The sequence below is a fragment of the Paraeggerthella sp. LCP19S3_G8 genome (genome assembly GCF_052119225.1).
In the GTDB taxonomy this organism is placed as follows: domain Bacteria; phylum Actinomycetota; class Coriobacteriia; order Coriobacteriales; family Eggerthellaceae; genus Paraeggerthella; species Paraeggerthella hominis.
The window spans coordinates 189,283-204,912 of sequence record NZ_JBQKFQ010000004.1 but is presented as its reverse complement, the minus strand read 5'-3'; the positions used below and the strand labels follow the sequence as shown (position 1 = coordinate 204,912).

Here is a 15,630-nt window from a genome sequence, read left to right as displayed (position 1 = left end):
GTCTTGGACTGATGACGACCGGAAAAAGAAAGGGGAGCGAATGGCGCAAGTGAACGGTGTGCAGCGACAAGACGTCGACGGCATGTCGCTTGCCGACGTCTTGTTGCTCGACGGGCTCGACGCACGGCGGGTTGCCTGCGAGCTGAACGAGGCCATCGTGTCGCCCGATGCGTACGCGACGGCTATCCTCGGGCCCGATGACGCGCTCGAAGTGGTGCGGTTCGTCGGGGGCGGCTGATGGACGCGCGGCAAACGGGAGAGGACGCGCTGGCGGCGCGCATCGGCTCGGATGGGCGCGAGCGGCTTCGGCAGGCGCGCGTGGGCGTTGCGGGCCTTGGCGGCCTGGGATCGAACATCGCGGTCATGCTGGCGCGATCGGGCGTCGGCGCGCTTCATCTGGTCGATTTCGACGTGGTGGACGAAAGCAACCTGAACAGGCAGCATTACTTTCGCGAGCATCTGGGCCGCCTGAAGACCGAAGCGCTTGCCGAGCAGCTTGCGCGCATCGATCCGCGCATCGAGGTCGATGTCGATTGCGTGCGGGTCGACGCGGCGAACGCTGCGCGGCTGTTCGAGCGCGAACGCATCGTGTGCGAAGCGTTCGACGTTGCGGAGTGCAAGGCGGCCCTGGTGAACGCCCTGCTCGGCGAAACGCCGGACACGATCGTGGTGGCGGGAAGCGGCATGGCGGGCGCGGACCCGGCTGATCGGATGGTCACGCGGCGGGCGGGCAGAAGGCTGTACGTCTGCGGGGACAGCTCGTCCGACGTCGCCGATGCGGCGCTGTACGCGCCGCGCGTGGCCTTGTGCGCCGCACAGCAGGCTTTGGTGGTCGTGCGCTTGGCGTTGGGGCTTGAGGAATAGTCGAAGAAATAAAGAAATAAGAAACGTGCGCTGCGCCAAGCTGCGGGCTTCGGCGCGGTTGGGAAGGAAACATCTATGGGGTACGAACCTGATGCATGGTCGCTTGGAGGGCGCGCGTTCACGTCGCGCTTCATTTTGGGATCGGGGAAGTTCAACCTCGATCTGGTGGAGGCTGCGGTGCGCGACGCCGGCGCCCAGATGGTGACGCTGGCGGTCCGTCGCGCCAACACGGGACAGGAAGACAACATCCTGGACGCCATTCCGGAAGGGGTGACGCTGCTGCCGAACACGTCGGGCGCGCGCACGGCTGAGGAAGCCGTGCGCATCGCTCGCCTGGCGCGCGCCATGGGCTGCGGGGACTTCGTCAAGGTCGAGGTCATCCGCGATGCGGCGTACCTCATGCCCGACAACGCCGAAACGGTGCGCGCTACGGAGCTTTTGGCGAACGAGGGCTTCGTCGTGCTTCCCTACATGTTCCCCGACCTTACCACGGCGCGCGACCTGGTGAGCGCCGGCGCGGCTGCGGTGATGCCGCTGGGCGCTCCCATCGGGTCGAACAAGGGGCTTGCCGCGCGCGACTTCATCAAGATCATCATCGACGAAGTGGACGTGCCCGTTATCGTGGACGCCGGCATCGGCCGTCCTTCGCAGGCGTGCGAGGCCATGGAGCTGGGTGCGGCCGCCGTCATGGCGAACACGGCTGTGGCAACCGCCGGCGACGTCGCGCTCATGGCCGCCGCGTTCAAGCATGCGGTCGAGGCGGGACGCGCGGCGTACCGCGCGGGCTTCGGGCGCGTGCTCGAGCGCGCCGAGGCCTCGTCGCCTTTGACCGGGTTCCTGGCGGATTAGGGGGGCGCCGTGCAAGACGAACAACGCTTGAACGCGCCCGCATGGGGCGAACCTGGCTGGAAGGTCCCCGGCTTTTCGCGCGCGCAGGCGGCCGATCCGTCGGACGTTGCACGCGATTGCGGCATCGACCCGCTTTCGTACCTTCCCGACATGGATGCGCTTGACTCCCCGGTCATCTCAGAAGTGCTCGAGCGGGCGTCCGCCTTCGATTTCGCATCCGTGACCGCCGCCGACGTCCGCCGCGCCTTGGCGGCCGAGCGGCTTTCTCCTGAAGACTTCGGGGCGCTGCTTTCTCCGGCAGCCGAGCCGTTTTTGGAGGAGATGGCCGCCGCCGCCCAACGCGTCCGCCGTCGCTGGTTCGGCAGCACGGCGTACCTGTTCACCCCGCTGTATCTGGCGAACTATTGCGACAACCACTGCGTGTACTGCGGGTTCAATCGCAAGAACGACATCTGCCGCGCCCAGCTCGACCAGCGCGGTATCGTGCGCGAGCTTGACGCTATCGCCGAAACCGGCTTGGAGGACGTCCTGCTGCTCACGGGGGAGGATCGCGAACGCACCGACCCCGCCTACATCGCCGAAGCGTGCCGGCTTGCGTCGGAGCGCTTCCGCACGGTGGGCGTGGAGGTGTATCCGCTGAACGAGGACGAGTACGCGCTGCTGCATCGAAGCGGCGCGGACTACGTGACCGTGTTCCAGGAAACCTACGATCCCGCTCTGTACGGCAAGCTGCACCGAGCCGGACGCAAGCGCGTGTTCCCGTACCGCGCGAACGCCCAGGAGCGCGCGCTGCGCGCGGGCATGCGGGGCGTGGCCTTCGGCGCGCTTCTGGGATTGGGCGATGCGCGGCGCGACGCGTTCGCGTGCGGGATGCACGCATGGCTTCTGCAACGCGCGTACCCGGCGGCGGAGCTCTCGCTTTCCTGTCCGCGTTTGCGGCCTATCGCGGGCAACGAGAGCTTGGGCTCGCGCGGCGTGGGCGAGCGCAGGCTTTTGCAGGTCATGTGCGCGTACCGCCTGTTCCTGCCCCAGGCGGGCATAACCATATCGTCGCGCGAGCGGCAGGGGTTCCGCGATCGGGTCATGGGCATTGCGGCAACGAAGATATCCGCCGGCGTGTCGACGGGCGTCGGCGAGCACGCCGCTGCCGAAGACGAGCGTGCTGCGTCGGCGGGCGACGATCAGTTCGAGATAGCAGACGACCGCGACGTGAAGACCGTTTCGGCGGCTCTGCGCGCGCACGGCTTGGAGCCGGTCGCGAACGATTACGTGCGGGTGTGAGATGCGGCCTTCCATCGAGCTTGCGGACGTTCTTGCCAGCGGGGCTTTCGTGCGGGCGTTCGTCACGGACAGGCGCTCGTGCGCCCGGCCTCTCGCAGATCACGTGGCGTTGCTGAAGGGCTGCGTCGATCTGGTCATCCTGCGCGAGAAAGACCTGGGCGCGAAAGAGTACGAAGCGCTCGCGCAAGACGTGTCCGCGGCATGCGCCCGCGCCGGAATGGCGTTTGCGGCCCATACGCAGGTCGACGTCGCGCGTCGCATGGGCTGTTCGGCCGTCCATCTGCCGCTGCCGCTTCTGCGCGAGCAAGGCCGCCCCGCAGGCTTTTCGTGCGTGGGGACCAACGTGCATGCGGCGGCGGAAGTGAGCGAAGCCGAAGCGCTCGGCGCCGACCTGCTGATAGCAAGTCCCGTGTTCGCTCCTTCGTGCAAGCCGGGCGTGCCGTTCGGCGGCGCTTCGTTTCTGCGGGACGTGGTCGAGCGGGCCCGGATCCCGGTGCTGGCGCTCGGGGGCATAACGGATGAAAACGAGCAGGTCGTACGCGCCTGCGGGGCGGCGGGCGCATGTCGTATGGCCGACTACGCTCGTCGCTGACGAGTCGGGCGCATCCGACGGGAGCGTCCGTGCAATTCCCGGCAAAGTAGGGGATAATGAAACGCTGAATGTAACGTTTGCGTGCAGGGTGGACGGGGGATGCGCGTGGGGGCATCGAATTTCAGCGAATGCGAACTGGCGGGCACGTGCGCGGAGTACGCGCGCCTGGTCGAGGACATCAAGCGTTCGTACGGCTTCGATTTCGTTTCGCTGGGCTTGACGGCGTTCATCGGCGCGCCCCTGAAATGGGTGTACAGCGCCGGTGCGACAGGCGAGCGCCATCGGCGCATCGTGCTGGCGCCCGGCCACGGCATAGGCGGCATCACCATCAAAGCGGGCAAGCCCATGATGTTCACGGACATCGACGAGGAGATCGATCCGCGCGAGTACTCGTCGTACCCGATCGTGTTCGCCGAGGACCTGCGCAGCTTCTGCGCGCTTCCCCTGACCAGAAAGGGGCGCGTGGTCGCCGTGCTGCTGACGGCGTTTCGCTCGGTGAGCGACCATCATCAAGAGGTGTACCGAGACTTGATCCTGAATCTGGACGGCTCCCTTCTTGGGATGGACGTGGTCTCGACCGACTTCATGGACTTCGAGAGCATTGCGGCGGAGAAGCGCGTCGATACGCAGCACAACCCTATTTTCGTGCGCTCGGACCTGTCGCGCGTGATCGCGGCGCAGGAGGACGAGCGAAAGCGCATATCGCGCGAGCTGCACGACGGCATCGCCCAGGAGCTGCTGACCGTCTCGTTCTCGCTCAAGCTGCTGGAAGGGCACGTCGACCAGGCGGGCGCGGAAGTGCTGGCGTCGGCCAACAACAACATCGGGCGCATTTTGGACGAGCTGCACAACATATCGGTCGAGCTGCGCCCTTCAACCCTTGATCATTTGGGGTTCATGGCGGCGCTGCACTCCCAAGCGTCGGTGTACGAGAAAACGTACGGCACCGAGATCGTGTTCGAGGGGTCGTTGTCGCGCAGCCGGTTCGATCAAGCGCTCGAGACGCAGGCGTACCGTATCTGCCAAGAGGCCATACTCAACGCCTGCAAGTATTCCGAGGCCGATAAGATATACGTGACGTTGGAAGATTCCGACGGATGGCTGCATGTGTCCGTCATCGACCACGGCTGCGGTTTCGATACCGAACGGCCCGTGATCAAGGGGAGCGGCTGCGGACTTTCCGGTATGCGGGAGCGTGCGAGCATCATCGGCGCGATGCTGACCATGGAGTCGGGTCCGAACGGCACGAAGGTCACGCTCGTTTCGCCGATGAACATTGTCGAGGGCAAGGAGGTGGACGCATGATACGTGTCATGCTTGCGGACGATCACGAGGTGGTGCGCGCCGGGTTCAAGATGATCCTGGAGCAAGACCCCGACCTCAAGGTAGTGGCGGAAGCGGCGGACGGCGCGCAGGCGTACGCCATCGTCGCGCGCGAAAAGCCCGACATCCTGCTCATGGACATCTCGATGCCTCCGGGGCAAAGCGGGCTGGTTGCGTGCGAGAAGATCACGAAGGATTTTCCGTGCACCAAGGTGATCATCTTGACGATGTTCGCCGAGCCGGAGTACCTGTTCTACACCTTGCGCGGCGGCGCGGCAGGCTACGTGCTGAAGAACTCAAGCTCCGAAGAACTGCTTGCGGCGGTGCATGCCGTGGCTGAAGGGGGCAGCTACATTCATCCGAAGATGACGGCGCTTCTTACGAAACAGCTGGTCAAAGGTGGAGAGGAAGAAGACCGATCCTATCAGCAGCTCTCGAATCGGGAGCTGGAGGTGCTTCAGCTTTTGGCCAAGGGCTTCACGAACAAGGAAATCTCGGAGCAGATATACCTTTCCGTGAAGACCATCGAGGCGCACCGTTCGAAGATTTACCAGAAGCTGGGTTTGAAGACCCGTGCCGACCTGGTGGATTACGCGCTCAGGCACAAGCTGCTCAACGTGTAGCGCGAAAGCGCGGCGGGGCCGTCTGGGCGGTCCCGCATGCGGTGCGCGCCCTATGCTTCGGCGTTCGGGCGCGCGGGCTTTGCGCTGCGGCCCACGCAAAACGAGAGCGCGCGCGTCGGGCAGGCGTCGATGCACGATCCGCAGGCCATGCAGTCGCCCGCGCGCACGATGACGTCGCGCTCGGCCAAGACGGGCTCCAATATGGCGGGGTCGCACAGGCAGGCGTTCTTGCAGGCGTCGCAGTGGATGCAGGCTGCGTGGTCGAGGCGTACGTTCACCTGGCCTGCGCGCCCGACGGCTTGGTAAAAGCCGCCAAGCGGACAGAGCGAGCGACACCATACGCGATGCCCCCAGAACAGCTCCGCCAACACGATGGCGCCCAGCACCCATAGGCCCGTAACGGCACCGAACAGGATGCCCTTGTTGATCGCGCTGATGGGCGAGAACGCTTCGAACACCGGAATGCTCGTGACGGCGGACAGCGCAAGCACGGCCAGGGCTATCCACAGCTTCGCGCGCCGGGGCACGGGCGCCTCGCGCACTTCGATGCCGAGCTTGCGGCGCAGGGCGTCGACCAGCTCGAGCACCAGGTTCACGGGACATATCCATCCGCAGAATGCCCTGCCTCTGATCAGGCCGTACAATACAAGAACGGGCAAGGCGGCCAACAGCCAGTCAAGCGCGAAGGTCTTCGACGCCGCTATGGTTTGGAGCATGGCGAACGGGTCGAGCACTTCGATGCCGAAGATCGAGGACGACGACAGGCTCCCGAAGAACGGCAGCTGCGCGGGCGCGGGGACCGCTTCCTCGCCTCCGGCGAACAGGCCGAAAAGACCCCATCCGGCTGCGATCAGCGGCAACGCGAACAGCACGAGGGCGCCCACCTGCGCGCTGCGGCGCAGCCACGTCCAGCGAAACCCGCGCGATGCGGTCCGTGCGTCGCTCATCGCGATCCGACCTTGGCAAGCGTGGGGTCGTCCTCGAAGTTCGCGTACACCAGGTTGATGCCGGTGACGCCTTCGATGCCGATGAACCCGCTTGCGACGGCATGCGACGCGTCGACCGTTTCGGCCTCGATGGTGACGACGATCTTGTACCCGTTCACTTCGTGAACCTCCACGCCTTCGCGCAGGTCAAGCTCGCGCGCGACGTCTTCGGTCCGCGCGGGCGCCGTTTCGATGACCAGGCTCGAGATGACCATGGTGCTCTCCTTACTCGTTTTGTCCTTCCGGTGCCCGCCTCCCCTCAACAGGGGAGGCGGGCGGGGAGGGAATGCGTCTGCTCATGGCAATGTGCAGACGCGGGGATGGGCAAGCCGTTTCGACGCGCGCGCTACCCCTGCGGATGGCAGGTGATGCACTGCTCGCGCGTGGGTTCGATCTGCTTCGTTTCCACGTTGCCGTCTTTGTAGTGGTCGTCGGGCAGAGCGGTTGCCCCGTTCAGCATGGGGTTCGCCAGATCGTTCGCGCCGTGGCAGCCGTAACAGCCGGCTGCTCCCAGGTTGTCCGCGCGTCCGACGTGCGTGGGCGGCATAAGCGGCGCCGCTCCCGGCGGGATGTCGTCGTTTCCGGTGTAGCCTGCGCGCTCGGTCGCGCACCCGGCAAGCGCGCCTGCGCCAAGGGCCATGGTCAGCACGAGGGCGGTGGCGATAGCTTTCTTCTTCATCGGTTTCACCTCTCTACCTTCGTGATGGACACGCAGGTCTTCTTGTAGTCGGGCTCTTTGGACAGCGGGCAGTACGTATCCTGCACGGCCAGGTTGATCAGCGTTTCCTCCGCGAAGAAGGGCGCGAACACCGTACCGGCGGGAGGCTCGGTGCGTCCAGCCGTCGACACCTTGATCTCGAACTCTCCGAAGCGCGACTTCACCTTGACCATATCGCCGTCCTTGATGTCCATCTTCGCGCAGTCCTCCGGGCTCATGTTGAGCAGCGCCTCGGGAAGCGCGCGATCCAGCTCGGGCACGCGCCGCGTCATCGATCCGGTGTGCCAATGCTCCAGCAGGCGGCCCGTGCAGAACACGAACGGGTACTCCTTGTCCGGCTCTTCCGCGGGCGGCTCGTAGGGGCGAAACACCACGGAGGGCTTCATCTTGGCGGACTTGTAGAAGCTCACGCCGCCGGCTAGGCCTTCCTTGCCGTACTGGGCCACGCCCACCTCGTCGAAGCCGTCCTCCTGCTTGCCGGTGGAGAAGCGCCACTTTGTGGGCAGCCACGTGCCGTTCACCTCGCGCACGGGCCAGGTCAGGCCGTGATGCGTCAGGTATTCGTCGTAGGGTGCAAGCTGCTTGTTCTCCATCTTCAGCTTGGCTTCAAACTTCCCGTCGACGTCGTTGTTGATGGCCTGGGCTTTCTCGTTCAGATCGGGGTTCGAGAACGTGCGGTACTCTTCCCAGATGGCGCGGTTCGTTTCGCGCGAATCGCCCTTGAAATCAGCGGCGCTCTTGTCGTAGATATCGCCGAACAGGCGGTCGAACGCATCCTGCCCGTCGATCTTCTCGCCGTCGAGCACGCGGCGCGCCACCTCCATGATGACCCACAGGTCCCACTTCGCCTCGCCCGGCGGGTCGACGGCCTTCTCGAACACGGCGGTGCGGCGCTCGGCGTTGCCGAACTGGCCTTCGCGCTCCACCCACATAGCCACAGGGAGCACCACGTCGGCGTATTTCGTGGACAGGGTGGGGTAGACCTCGTTCACCACGACGAACGTGTCCATGACGCCCGTCTTGTCGCCCTTGCCCAAGAAGCGGGTGAGGTTCGGCATGGAAACGGCCCAGTTGTTGTGCGCGGACCACAGGAAGTCTATGTTGCCCTTGGACATTTCACGGAAGATCTTGACCGTGTGGAAGCCCGGCTTCTGGATTTCGTCCAGGTAGCCCTCGGGCAGGTTCCAGATGACTTCGGTGTAACGACGATGCTGCGCGTTGGCCACCAGCAGGTCGGCGGGCAGGCGGTGGCTGAAGGTGCCCACTTCGCGCGCGGTGCCGCAGGCGGTGGGCTGACCGGTCAGCGAGAAGGGGCCGTTGCCGGGCTGCGCGATCTTGCCCGACAGCAGGTGGACGTTGTAGATGTTGTGGTTCATCCACGTGCCGCGGTTGTGCTGGTTCACGCCCATGGTCCACAGCGACATGACCTTCTTGTTCGGGTCGGCGAACACCTCGGCCAGCTCTTTGAGGTCCTCGGCGGCTACGCCGGACAGCTGCGCGGTGTACTCGAGGGTATAGGGCTCCAGACGCGCGGCGTACTCCTCGAACGTGATGGGCTCCACCTTGTCTACCGATTTGCCGACGTCGCTGGCATCGTATCCGTCGTCGATGGCGTTTCCGATGTTCTCGGTTCCCTGCTTGAACTGCAAGTGGTCGTTGACGAAGGCTTCGTCGTACTTCTTGTTCTGCACCAGGTAGTTGGCGATGCAGTTGGCAATGGCCAGGTCGGTGTTGGGCTTGAAGACCATGACCTTGTCGGCGCTTGCGCTCGTGCGCGTCTTGAGCGTGGTCAGGTCGTAGTGCTTCACGTTGGTGCCCGAGAGCTTGCGCGCGGTCAGGCGCGAGTACAGCATGGGATGGGCCTCGGCCATGTTGGCGCCCCAGGTGACGAACACGTCGGCTTCGTCCAGGTCGCTGTAGCTGCCGGCCGGCTCGTCGGTCTGGAACACGTTCATGAAGCCGACCACGGCGCTGGCCATGCACAGGCGCGCGTTCGGGTCGATGTTGTTGGACAGCAGGCCGGCCTTCCAGAACTTGGCGGTGGCGTAGCCTTCCGTGATGGGCTGCTGGCCCGATCCCCAGAACGCCAGGCGGCTCTTGTCCTTCTTCCAGGTGTCCTTGAGCTTGCCCGCCACCAGTTCGAGCGCCTCGTCCCAGGTGGCTTCGCGCAGGCCGTCGTCGGTGCCCTTCGTGGACTTGTCGTCGCGGATAAGCGGCACGGTCAGACGGTCGTCCCCGTACAGGATCTTTGCCAGATAGTAGCCCTTGACGCAGTTGAGGCCCTTGTTGGACTGGTTGTCCGGGTCTCCCGTCACCGACACCAGCTTGTTGTCCTTCACTTCGCAGATGACCCCGCAGCCGCAGCCGCAGAAACGGCACACCGACGTGAATTTCTGCCCCTCGCCCGAAGACGCTTCCTGCTGGTTGCTGCCGCATCCAACGAGCGACGACATGGTGCCCGCCGCCGCGGCGCTTGCCAGCGCTACGGCCGTGGCTTTGACGAACCCTCGTCTTGAGATGTCCATGACATCCCTCCTTCTCCCGTTTCTCTCCCGTTGCATTCGTGTCCTCAACCGCCGTCCGGACGGTGTGAAACCTCGTTCGCAGCTTCGTTACTGCGGATTGCCTCGCGCGCGTTCCGCATCGGTCGCGATGCGGATGGGCACGGTCGGCTCGCTGACCACGCAGCGCTCGACGCACAGCCCGCAGCCGACGCACGCGTCCTCGTCGATGACGGGGGCGAACAGCGTGTGGATGGCGTCGCCTTCGCGCATGCGGTAGTCGATGACGATGGCCTGGTCGATAAGGGGGCAGGCGCGGTAGCACACCTCGCAGCGCATGCCTTGAAACGCGATGCAGCCTTCCTCGTCGATGACGGCTACGCCCATGCGCACGTCGGAGCGCGCGGATACGTCGCGCAGCGCGCCGGTGGGGCAGACGTCGACGCAGGGGAAGTCTTCGCAAAGGCGGCACGCCTGGTCGCGCGCGTCGATGCGCGGCGTGCCGACGGCCATGCCGGCTTCGTTGCCTGCGGGCTTGAGCGCTTGGTACGGGCACGCTTCGATGCACTTGCCGCATTTGATGCAGCGCGCCATGAAATCGGATTCGCCCTGCGCTCCCGGAGGGCGCAGCAAGCTGGACTCGCCGCGAGAGGCGTAGGCAACTGCCTGGAAGGCCACGATGGCGGCCGATGCGCCCGCTATGACGCTCGATAGTTTCATGAAATCCCCTCCTCGTACCCTGTATCATGCGCTTGAACGGGCGCGGTGCCTATCGGGGTATGTCCGAGTGCAAGGAGGGGATAAACCCGCCTTGTTGCGAGGGTTTTCTTCTATTCTTTTGCGAGGATATTAGGGAAGGGCGAAACGGGAAAACGAAGCCCGGCATCGAAAAAGACGGGGTCGATGACCCCGTCTTCCTGTGGTTTGCCTGCTACAGCGTGAGGCGTACGCCGACGTACACGGCGGTGTCGGGCAGGCCGGAGATGTCGTAGACGCTGGAAAGCGCGATGGCGGACACCTTCCAGGTGTAGACGGTGCCCCCTACGTCGACGGTGCCGGTTTGGAAGGTGTTGCCCACCTCGTCGACGCCCGCGCCGCCCTCGGGGGTGGTGGCCGGGTCGAATCCTTCGGAGGCGATGGCCGCCTGCACGGCCGCTTCCACGGTTCCCGACGTGAAGTCCGCGTACGTGACGCGCATGGAAACGCCTTCGCTGCGGTCGACCTCGAGGGTCCACGACCCGTTCAGCAGCAGCGCGGCTTCGGCGGCGCTCAGGTTCGCTATGCCCTTGCTGTACAGGACGCCCGCGTCAAGCTCGCTCACGTCGGAGGGCAGCTTGATGATGTCCATGTTGCCGGCGGCGGCTTCCTCTTCGCTCGTGGTGTCGTAGATGGTTGCGCCGGCGTCCACGAATCCCTGCTTGATGCTGGCGTTGTCGCCGTTTTGGATGACGGAGGGCAAAACCGGCAGGTCGTACGTAACTTCGCGAGCCAGGTTCTGTTCGACGCTCGCCTGGGCGCGAGCCGCTTTGCCCTGCACCTCGTCAAGCACGTTGAACAGCATGAATCCGCCGATGACGGCAGCTGCCGCCACGAACAGGCCCATGATGGCCAGTTGGGAGCGCGGCATGTCGAGCGGGCGTTGAAGGCCGCTGGCGTCCAGGTAGCGGACGGGACCGTCGCTTTCGACGTAGTCGTTGCGCTTGTTGAAGAAATTGAACTGCATGGCATCTCCTGCAGGAGGTCTCGGGTTCGTCCGGGATGATTTTGTGCATTGCGTAGTATAGCATTGCCGACGTGGGAACCTCGTGTTAGGATACGATCCGCCCGTGGGGGAGTAGTTGGCATGCGGCTTTAGCGCGCATGCGACACGTTCAACATCATGGCCGAAAGGTCTGGCGTGTCTTAATTAACGAGACTCATGGCGCGGTTCGCATGCATCTGCAGCCGCGCCATGAGTCTTTTTTTGTGAGCTGCGCCTTCCCCGGGAAAAGACGAGCAACCGAAGAAGCAGCAGAAGGAGCAATCAACCCGTGGATCTTTCAATCTTCGCATCACCCGAGGCTTGGATCAGCTTGGTCAGCCTCATTTTCCTGGAGATCGTGCTGGGCGTGGACAACCTGGTGTTCATCTCCATTACGACGAACCGCCTGCCCGAGGACAAGCAGCACATCGGTCGCAAGCTCGGCCTTGCCGGCGCGCTCGTCATGCGCATCGTGTTTCTGTGCTTCGCCTCGTTCCTCGTGCACATGACCGAGCCTTTGTTCACGGTCGACCTGGGCCCCTACACCCACGGATTCTCCGTGCGCGACCTGGTTCTGCTGATCGGCGGCGGGTACTTGATCTACAAGGGCATCGCCGAGCTGCGCGATACGCTCAAGCTCACCGAGGTCAAGGCCGAGCATTGCGAAGAGCACAAGGCGCTGCACCGCATCGCGCTGCCGCAGGCCGTGGGCACCATCATGGTCATGGACTTGGTGTTCTCCATCGACTCGGTCATCACGGCGGTGGGCATGGCCGACCACCTTATCATCATGATCATCGCAGTCATGTCGGCCGTGTTCTTGATGATGATCTTTATCGACCCCATCTCCAACTTCATCAACGGTCATCCCGAGATGAAGATGCTCGCGCTCACGTTCATCGTGGCTATCGGCGGGTTGCTCGTCATCGACAGCGCCGGCTTCCATACGGGCATCGAGCTTCTGCACATGCCGCTTGAGAAGCTGATCGTGTACTTCGCCATGGTGTTCTGCATCGTGCTCGAGCTTATCCAGATGCGCTACAACGCGAACTTCCTTGCGTGGCGCAAGGAGCGCTGGAAGAACGAGACGGCAGCTCAGATCGAAAACGTGCGTACCGAGATGCTTGAAGAGCTCAAGCGCGAGGCGGCTGCCGACGTGGCCTCCGGCAAGCCGGCCGACGCGGCGCGCGACGCCGTTGCCGATCGCGTCCGTCCGGTGATCATCGGCAACAACGTGTACGTGATGATGCCGATGGTGGGCGAGGACGCCGCATCGTTCAAAGAGCTGATGGCCGGTTCTGCCGCGGCCGGGGAATCGTTCAGCGCGCCGCTTGAGATCGGGGCGCACGTGGAGGACGTTTCCGGCGACGATCCCACCTACGAGGTGCCGAAGGACAAGTAGGGCTGCCCCTTCCCGATGGTTCGCTGACGAACGGCCGTGCAGCTGCAACAAGCTGCACGGCCGTTTTGCGCGCGCCGTCGCGCTGGCGTGCGCGATGCCGGGTGGATGTTGCTGTGCTGGCGGGTGTGCCGCCGGGTGGATGTTGCTGCGCTGGAGTGCGCGATGCTGGGTGAACGTTGCCGTGCGTGTCAAAACGGACGAGTTTTGCTGGTCCTCAAACGAGAATAAAAGCAACCGTCGACTCCGTGACCTGGGGCGATAAAAAACCTCGGCGCGCAACCTTGGGGCGAAAGCGCAAAAACCCCCGCAAAACTCGTCCGTTTTGACACGCGGGCGAGGTTTGCGGGGGGGGGCGTAGGGTTCGTGAGGTTCACGGGGGTTGCGGGGTTCGCAACGGGGCGCAAGGGTCGCAAGGTTCGCAAGGGTCGCAAGGTTCGCAAGGTTCGTGGAGGAAACGTCCCCGATGCTGGCGCGGAAGCGCGTCGAAGCCGATAAGCGCACGGCGCGAAGCAGCTATTCCGCGAACTGGTTGTAGCCTTCTTCCGACACGATGAGGCGTGCCGCATGCGGCATCATGCGCGCGCTGAAGGGGGTCGTGAGGCGGGTGGCTTCGCCGTCGTACTGCACTTCCATGGGCGGATCGGCCTCTACGCGCACCGTGCGCGCGCGGTGGATTTCCAGGGCGCCCGTTCGATCGGGAAAATCGCCCCCTCGATCCAGGATTCCCGCCAACAGCGCCGGAATCAGCTCGAAGGCGTTCTGCGCTTTGAGCACCACTACGTCGAACACGCCGTCGCGCGGCTTGTTCTCGTGCGTGACGGCGATGTCGAATTGGATGCGGGAGAAGTTCACCAAAAGGATGCCCACGCCCTCGCTCTGCACGGTTTCGCCGTCCAGCTCGATGGTGAAACGCGACGTTTGCGGCAGCGGGTTCGCGATGGCCGCCGAAAGATAAGCCATAGGTCCGAACAGGCGCTTTGCAGGTTCGGCGCCGTGCATGATGGCGGCGTCGTAGCCTGCTCCGGCCATGATGCCGAAGCCGAACCGCTTGTCGGCCACCTCGATTTCGCCCATGTCGAAGTCGAGGGTGCGCATTTCCCGGATCATCTTCGCCAAGGCGTGCGGCTCAAGAGGCGAGGAGAGGTTCAGCGCAAGCAGGTTCGCGGTTCCCGCGGGAAACGGCAAAACGGGCACGCCCGTGTTCGCCAGCAGATAGTTGACCGTCGCCACCGTGCCGTCGCCGCCGCTTGCAACCACGGCATCGTAGGATGCGGCGTCGTCGAGCAGCGCGCTCACGGGGGTCGTTCCGTCGGTGGAGCGGACGCACACCTCGTCGCCGTCTTGGACGGCGGAGCGGATGAAGTCGTATACGGAGCCGTCTCCGAACCCGGACGAGAGATTGTTGATGACGAGCAGTTTCACAGATTCCCTTTCAGTTGCTATGATGGCATGGTACAACATAGAGCGTGAAACACAAGGTAAGGAACCCCCGGTGTACATAGCAAACCAAGAAAACCTCGTGGCGTTCGTCGAGCGCGCCATGCGTTCGAGCGTCCTGGCGATCGATACGGAGTTTCTTCGTGAGAAAACCTACTACGCCAAGCTGTGCCTTATTCAGCTGGCCACCGACGACGAAGCCGTTATCGTGGATCCGTTCTCCGTCGGCGATCTGGGCGCACTGAAGCCGGTGCTGGAAAACGAAAGCGTCGTAAAGCTGTTCCATGCGGGTTCTCAGGATCTGGAGATTCTTTTGCGCGAAGTGGGCGTGCTGCCGCGGCCGATTTTCGACACGCAGGTGGCGGCGGCCCTTCTGGGCCACACGCAGCAGATCGGCTACGCCGCGCTGGTGGGGACGGAATGCGGCGTCACGCTCAAGAAGATCGACTCGTTCACCGATTGGTCGCGTCGGCCCTTGTCCGAATCCCAGTTGGAATACGCGGCCGACGACGTGCTGTACTTGCCGCGCATGTACGCGCGCATGCGCGCGCAGCTCGAGCGAAAGGGCAGGCTTTCGTGGCTCGATCGCGACTTCAAGGAGATGAGCGACCCGGCCAAGTACGCGACTGACGAGCGCGGCCGCTATCGCCGCCTCAAGCGGGTCTCGCAGCTGTCGCGGCGCCAGCTTTCGGCGGCGCGCGAGGTGGCGGCCTGGCGCGAGCTGGAGGCCCAGCGCCGCGACGTGCCGCGCAAATGGGTGATCACCGACGAGCAGATCGTCGAAGCGTGCAAGCGCGAGGCGCGTTCCATCGACGAATTGTTCATGGTACGCGGCATGTCCGACAAGCTGTCGACGCGCGAGGCGCGCGCGGTGGTTTCGCTCATGGGATCCGCGCTGGACGCACCGCCTGATTCCTGGCCCGACGTCGATCGGTGCAGCAAGAACGAGCCGAACGTCGACGCGCAGGTTGATATGATGACGGCTGTCGTGCGCTTGCGTGCGAAGGAAAGCGGCGTGGCGTTTCCCACCTTGGCGAGCCACGACGACCTTGCGCGGGTCGCGCGCGGCTATCGCGACAACATCGACCTTTTGCGCGGATGGCGTCGCTCGCTCGTGGGCGAGGAGCTTTTGGAGCTTTTGGAGGGCAGGCTGTCGCTCAGGCTCGACGGGGGCGATCTCAAGGTGGACCGCATCGCGTAAGCGCCTGCTTTGCGGGGCCCGGCCCCGCATCTTGCAGTTCACGAAACGGTGACGGACGTTTGGTGATTTCACATAGCTTTTCGGCTTGTTTTCAGCGTGATTTCTGGGTCTT

General features: G+C 64.2%; 16 protein-coding genes. 9 read left to right on the top strand and 7 right to left on the bottom strand.

The window, feature by feature from the left end; translation table 11 throughout:
• Positions 1-40 precede the first annotated feature (40 nt).
• The 7 genes from thiS to ACTQZK_RS06210 all read left to right on the top strand — a co-directional run bounded on the left by thiS (position 41) and on the right by ACTQZK_RS06210 (position 5,532).
• A complete protein-coding gene (thiS, locus tag ACTQZK_RS06240) occupies positions 41-238 on the top strand; it encodes a sulfur carrier protein ThiS (protein ID WP_428421431.1) in 198 nt (65 codons plus the stop codon).
• Positions 238-864, top strand: a complete 627-nt coding sequence (gene thiF / locus ACTQZK_RS06235; RefSeq protein WP_428421433.1) for a sulfur carrier protein ThiS adenylyltransferase ThiF — start codon at positions 238-240, stop codon at positions 862-864. Before thiS ends, thiF begins: the two co-directional genes overlap by 1 nt.
• Positions 865-939: 75 nt before the next feature.
• A complete protein-coding gene (locus tag ACTQZK_RS06230; RefSeq protein WP_428421435.1) occupies positions 940-1,713 on the top strand; it encodes a thiazole synthase in 774 nt (257 codons plus the stop codon).
• Positions 1,714-1,722: 9 nt separating this feature from the next.
• Entirely contained in the window at positions 1,723-2,994 is a 1,272-nt protein-coding gene (thiH, locus tag ACTQZK_RS06225) for a 2-iminoacetate synthase ThiH (RefSeq protein ID WP_428421437.1), read from the top strand.
• Position 2,995: 1 nt separating this feature from the next.
• A complete protein-coding gene (locus ACTQZK_RS06220; RefSeq protein ID WP_441898889.1) occupies positions 2,996-3,586 on the top strand; it encodes a thiamine phosphate synthase in 591 nt (196 codons plus the stop codon).
• Between the two features lie 105 nt (positions 3,587-3,691).
• The gene (locus ACTQZK_RS06215) at positions 3,692-4,891 is read left to right on the top strand and encodes a GAF domain-containing sensor histidine kinase (protein WP_216529522.1); all 1,200 of its coding nucleotides are present in this window, start codon (positions 3,692-3,694) and stop codon (positions 4,889-4,891) included.
• Positions 4,888-5,532, top strand: coding sequence for a response regulator transcription factor (locus ACTQZK_RS06210; RefSeq protein ID WP_123191546.1), 645 nt, complete (start codon positions 4,888-4,890; stop codon positions 5,530-5,532). Before ACTQZK_RS06215 ends, ACTQZK_RS06210 begins: the two co-directional genes overlap by 4 nt.
• A 50-nt stretch (positions 5,533-5,582) precedes the next feature.
• On the opposite strand, the gene ACTQZK_RS06205 is transcribed toward ACTQZK_RS06210, so the two are convergent.
• From ACTQZK_RS06205 to ACTQZK_RS06180, 6 genes are all read right to left on the bottom strand, one after another.
• Positions 5,583-6,479, bottom strand: coding sequence for a 4Fe-4S binding protein (locus tag ACTQZK_RS06205; RefSeq protein ID WP_216529523.1), 897 nt, complete (start codon positions 6,477-6,479; stop codon positions 5,583-5,585).
• Positions 6,476-6,733: a chaperone NapD gene (locus tag ACTQZK_RS06200; RefSeq protein WP_114566899.1), complete on the bottom strand. Its 258-nt coding sequence runs from the start codon at positions 6,731-6,733 to the stop codon at positions 6,476-6,478. The genes ACTQZK_RS06205 and ACTQZK_RS06200 overlap by 4 nt, the downstream gene beginning before the upstream one ends.
• Before the next feature lie 131 nt (positions 6,734-6,864).
• Positions 6,865-7,197: a hypothetical protein gene (locus tag ACTQZK_RS06195; RefSeq protein WP_114566898.1), complete on the bottom strand. Its 333-nt coding sequence runs from the start codon at positions 7,195-7,197 to the stop codon at positions 6,865-6,867.
• Positions 7,198-7,202: 5 nt separating this feature from the next.
• Positions 7,203-9,761 carry a nitrate reductase catalytic subunit NapA gene (napA, locus tag ACTQZK_RS06190; protein WP_441898886.1) on the bottom strand — a complete coding sequence of 853 codons (2,559 nt, stop codon included), beginning with the start codon at positions 9,759-9,761 and terminating at the stop codon, positions 7,203-7,205.
• An 87-nt stretch (positions 9,762-9,848) separates the two neighbouring features.
• The gene (locus ACTQZK_RS06185) at positions 9,849-10,457 is read right to left on the bottom strand and encodes a 4Fe-4S dicluster domain-containing protein (RefSeq protein ID WP_114566896.1); all 609 of its coding nucleotides are present in this window, start codon (positions 10,455-10,457) and stop codon (positions 9,849-9,851) included.
• Positions 10,458-10,668: 211 nt separating this feature from the next.
• Positions 10,669-11,460, bottom strand: coding sequence for a teichoic acid transporter (locus ACTQZK_RS06180; RefSeq protein ID WP_225749066.1), 792 nt, complete (start codon positions 11,458-11,460; stop codon positions 10,669-10,671).
• Between the two features lie 307 nt (positions 11,461-11,767).
• Between ACTQZK_RS06180 and ACTQZK_RS06175 the strand changes: the two genes are divergently transcribed.
• A complete protein-coding gene (locus ACTQZK_RS06175) occupies positions 11,768-12,880 on the top strand; it encodes a TerC family protein (RefSeq protein WP_114566894.1) in 1,113 nt (370 codons plus the stop codon).
• A 513-nt stretch (positions 12,881-13,393) separates the two neighbouring features.
• On the opposite strand, the gene ACTQZK_RS06170 is transcribed toward ACTQZK_RS06175, so the two are convergent.
• Entirely contained in the window at positions 13,394-14,302 is a 909-nt protein-coding gene (locus tag ACTQZK_RS06170; RefSeq protein ID WP_225749067.1) for a diacylglycerol/lipid kinase family protein, read from the bottom strand.
• Between the two features lie 70 nt (positions 14,303-14,372).
• Between ACTQZK_RS06170 and rnd the strand changes: the two genes are divergently transcribed.
• The gene (gene rnd / locus ACTQZK_RS06165) at positions 14,373-15,518 is read left to right on the top strand and encodes a ribonuclease D (RefSeq protein WP_441898883.1); all 1,146 of its coding nucleotides are present in this window, start codon (positions 14,373-14,375) and stop codon (positions 15,516-15,518) included.
• Positions 15,519-15,630 lie beyond the last annotated feature (112 nt).

Excerpts from the sequence above, each read along its gene's own strand:
- thiS (WP_428421431.1), top strand. The coding sequence starts at position 41 with ATGGCGCAAGTGAACGGTGTGCAGCGACAAGACGTCGACGGCATGTCG.
- thiF (WP_428421433.1), top strand. The coding sequence starts at position 238 with ATGGACGCGCGGCAAACGGGAGAGGACGCGCTGGCGGCGCGCATCGGC.
- ACTQZK_RS06230 (WP_428421435.1), top strand. The coding sequence starts at position 940 with ATGGGGTACGAACCTGATGCATGGTCGCTTGGAGGGCGCGCGTTCACG.
- ACTQZK_RS06220 (WP_441898889.1), top strand. The coding sequence starts at position 2,996 with ATGCGGCCTTCCATCGAGCTTGCGGACGTTCTTGCCAGCGGGGCTTTC.
- ACTQZK_RS06210 (WP_123191546.1), top strand. The coding sequence starts at position 4,888 with ATGATACGTGTCATGCTTGCGGACGATCACGAGGTGGTGCGCGCCGGG.
- ACTQZK_RS06205 (WP_216529523.1), bottom strand. The coding sequence starts at position 6,479 with ATGAGCGACGCACGGACCGCATCGCGCGGGTTTCGCTGGACGTGGCTG.
- ACTQZK_RS06200 (WP_114566899.1), bottom strand. The coding sequence starts at position 6,733 with ATGGTCATCTCGAGCCTGGTCATCGAAACGGCGCCCGCGCGGACCGAA.
- ACTQZK_RS06195 (WP_114566898.1), bottom strand. The coding sequence starts at position 7,197 with ATGAAGAAGAAAGCTATCGCCACCGCCCTCGTGCTGACCATGGCCCTT.
- napA (WP_441898886.1), bottom strand. The coding sequence starts at position 9,761 with ATGGACATCTCAAGACGAGGGTTCGTCAAAGCCACGGCCGTAGCGCTG.
- ACTQZK_RS06185 (WP_114566896.1), bottom strand. The coding sequence starts at position 10,457 with ATGAAACTATCGAGCGTCATAGCGGGCGCATCGGCCGCCATCGTGGCC.
- ACTQZK_RS06180 (WP_225749066.1), bottom strand. The coding sequence starts at position 11,460 with ATGCAGTTCAATTTCTTCAACAAGCGCAACGACTACGTCGAAAGCGAC.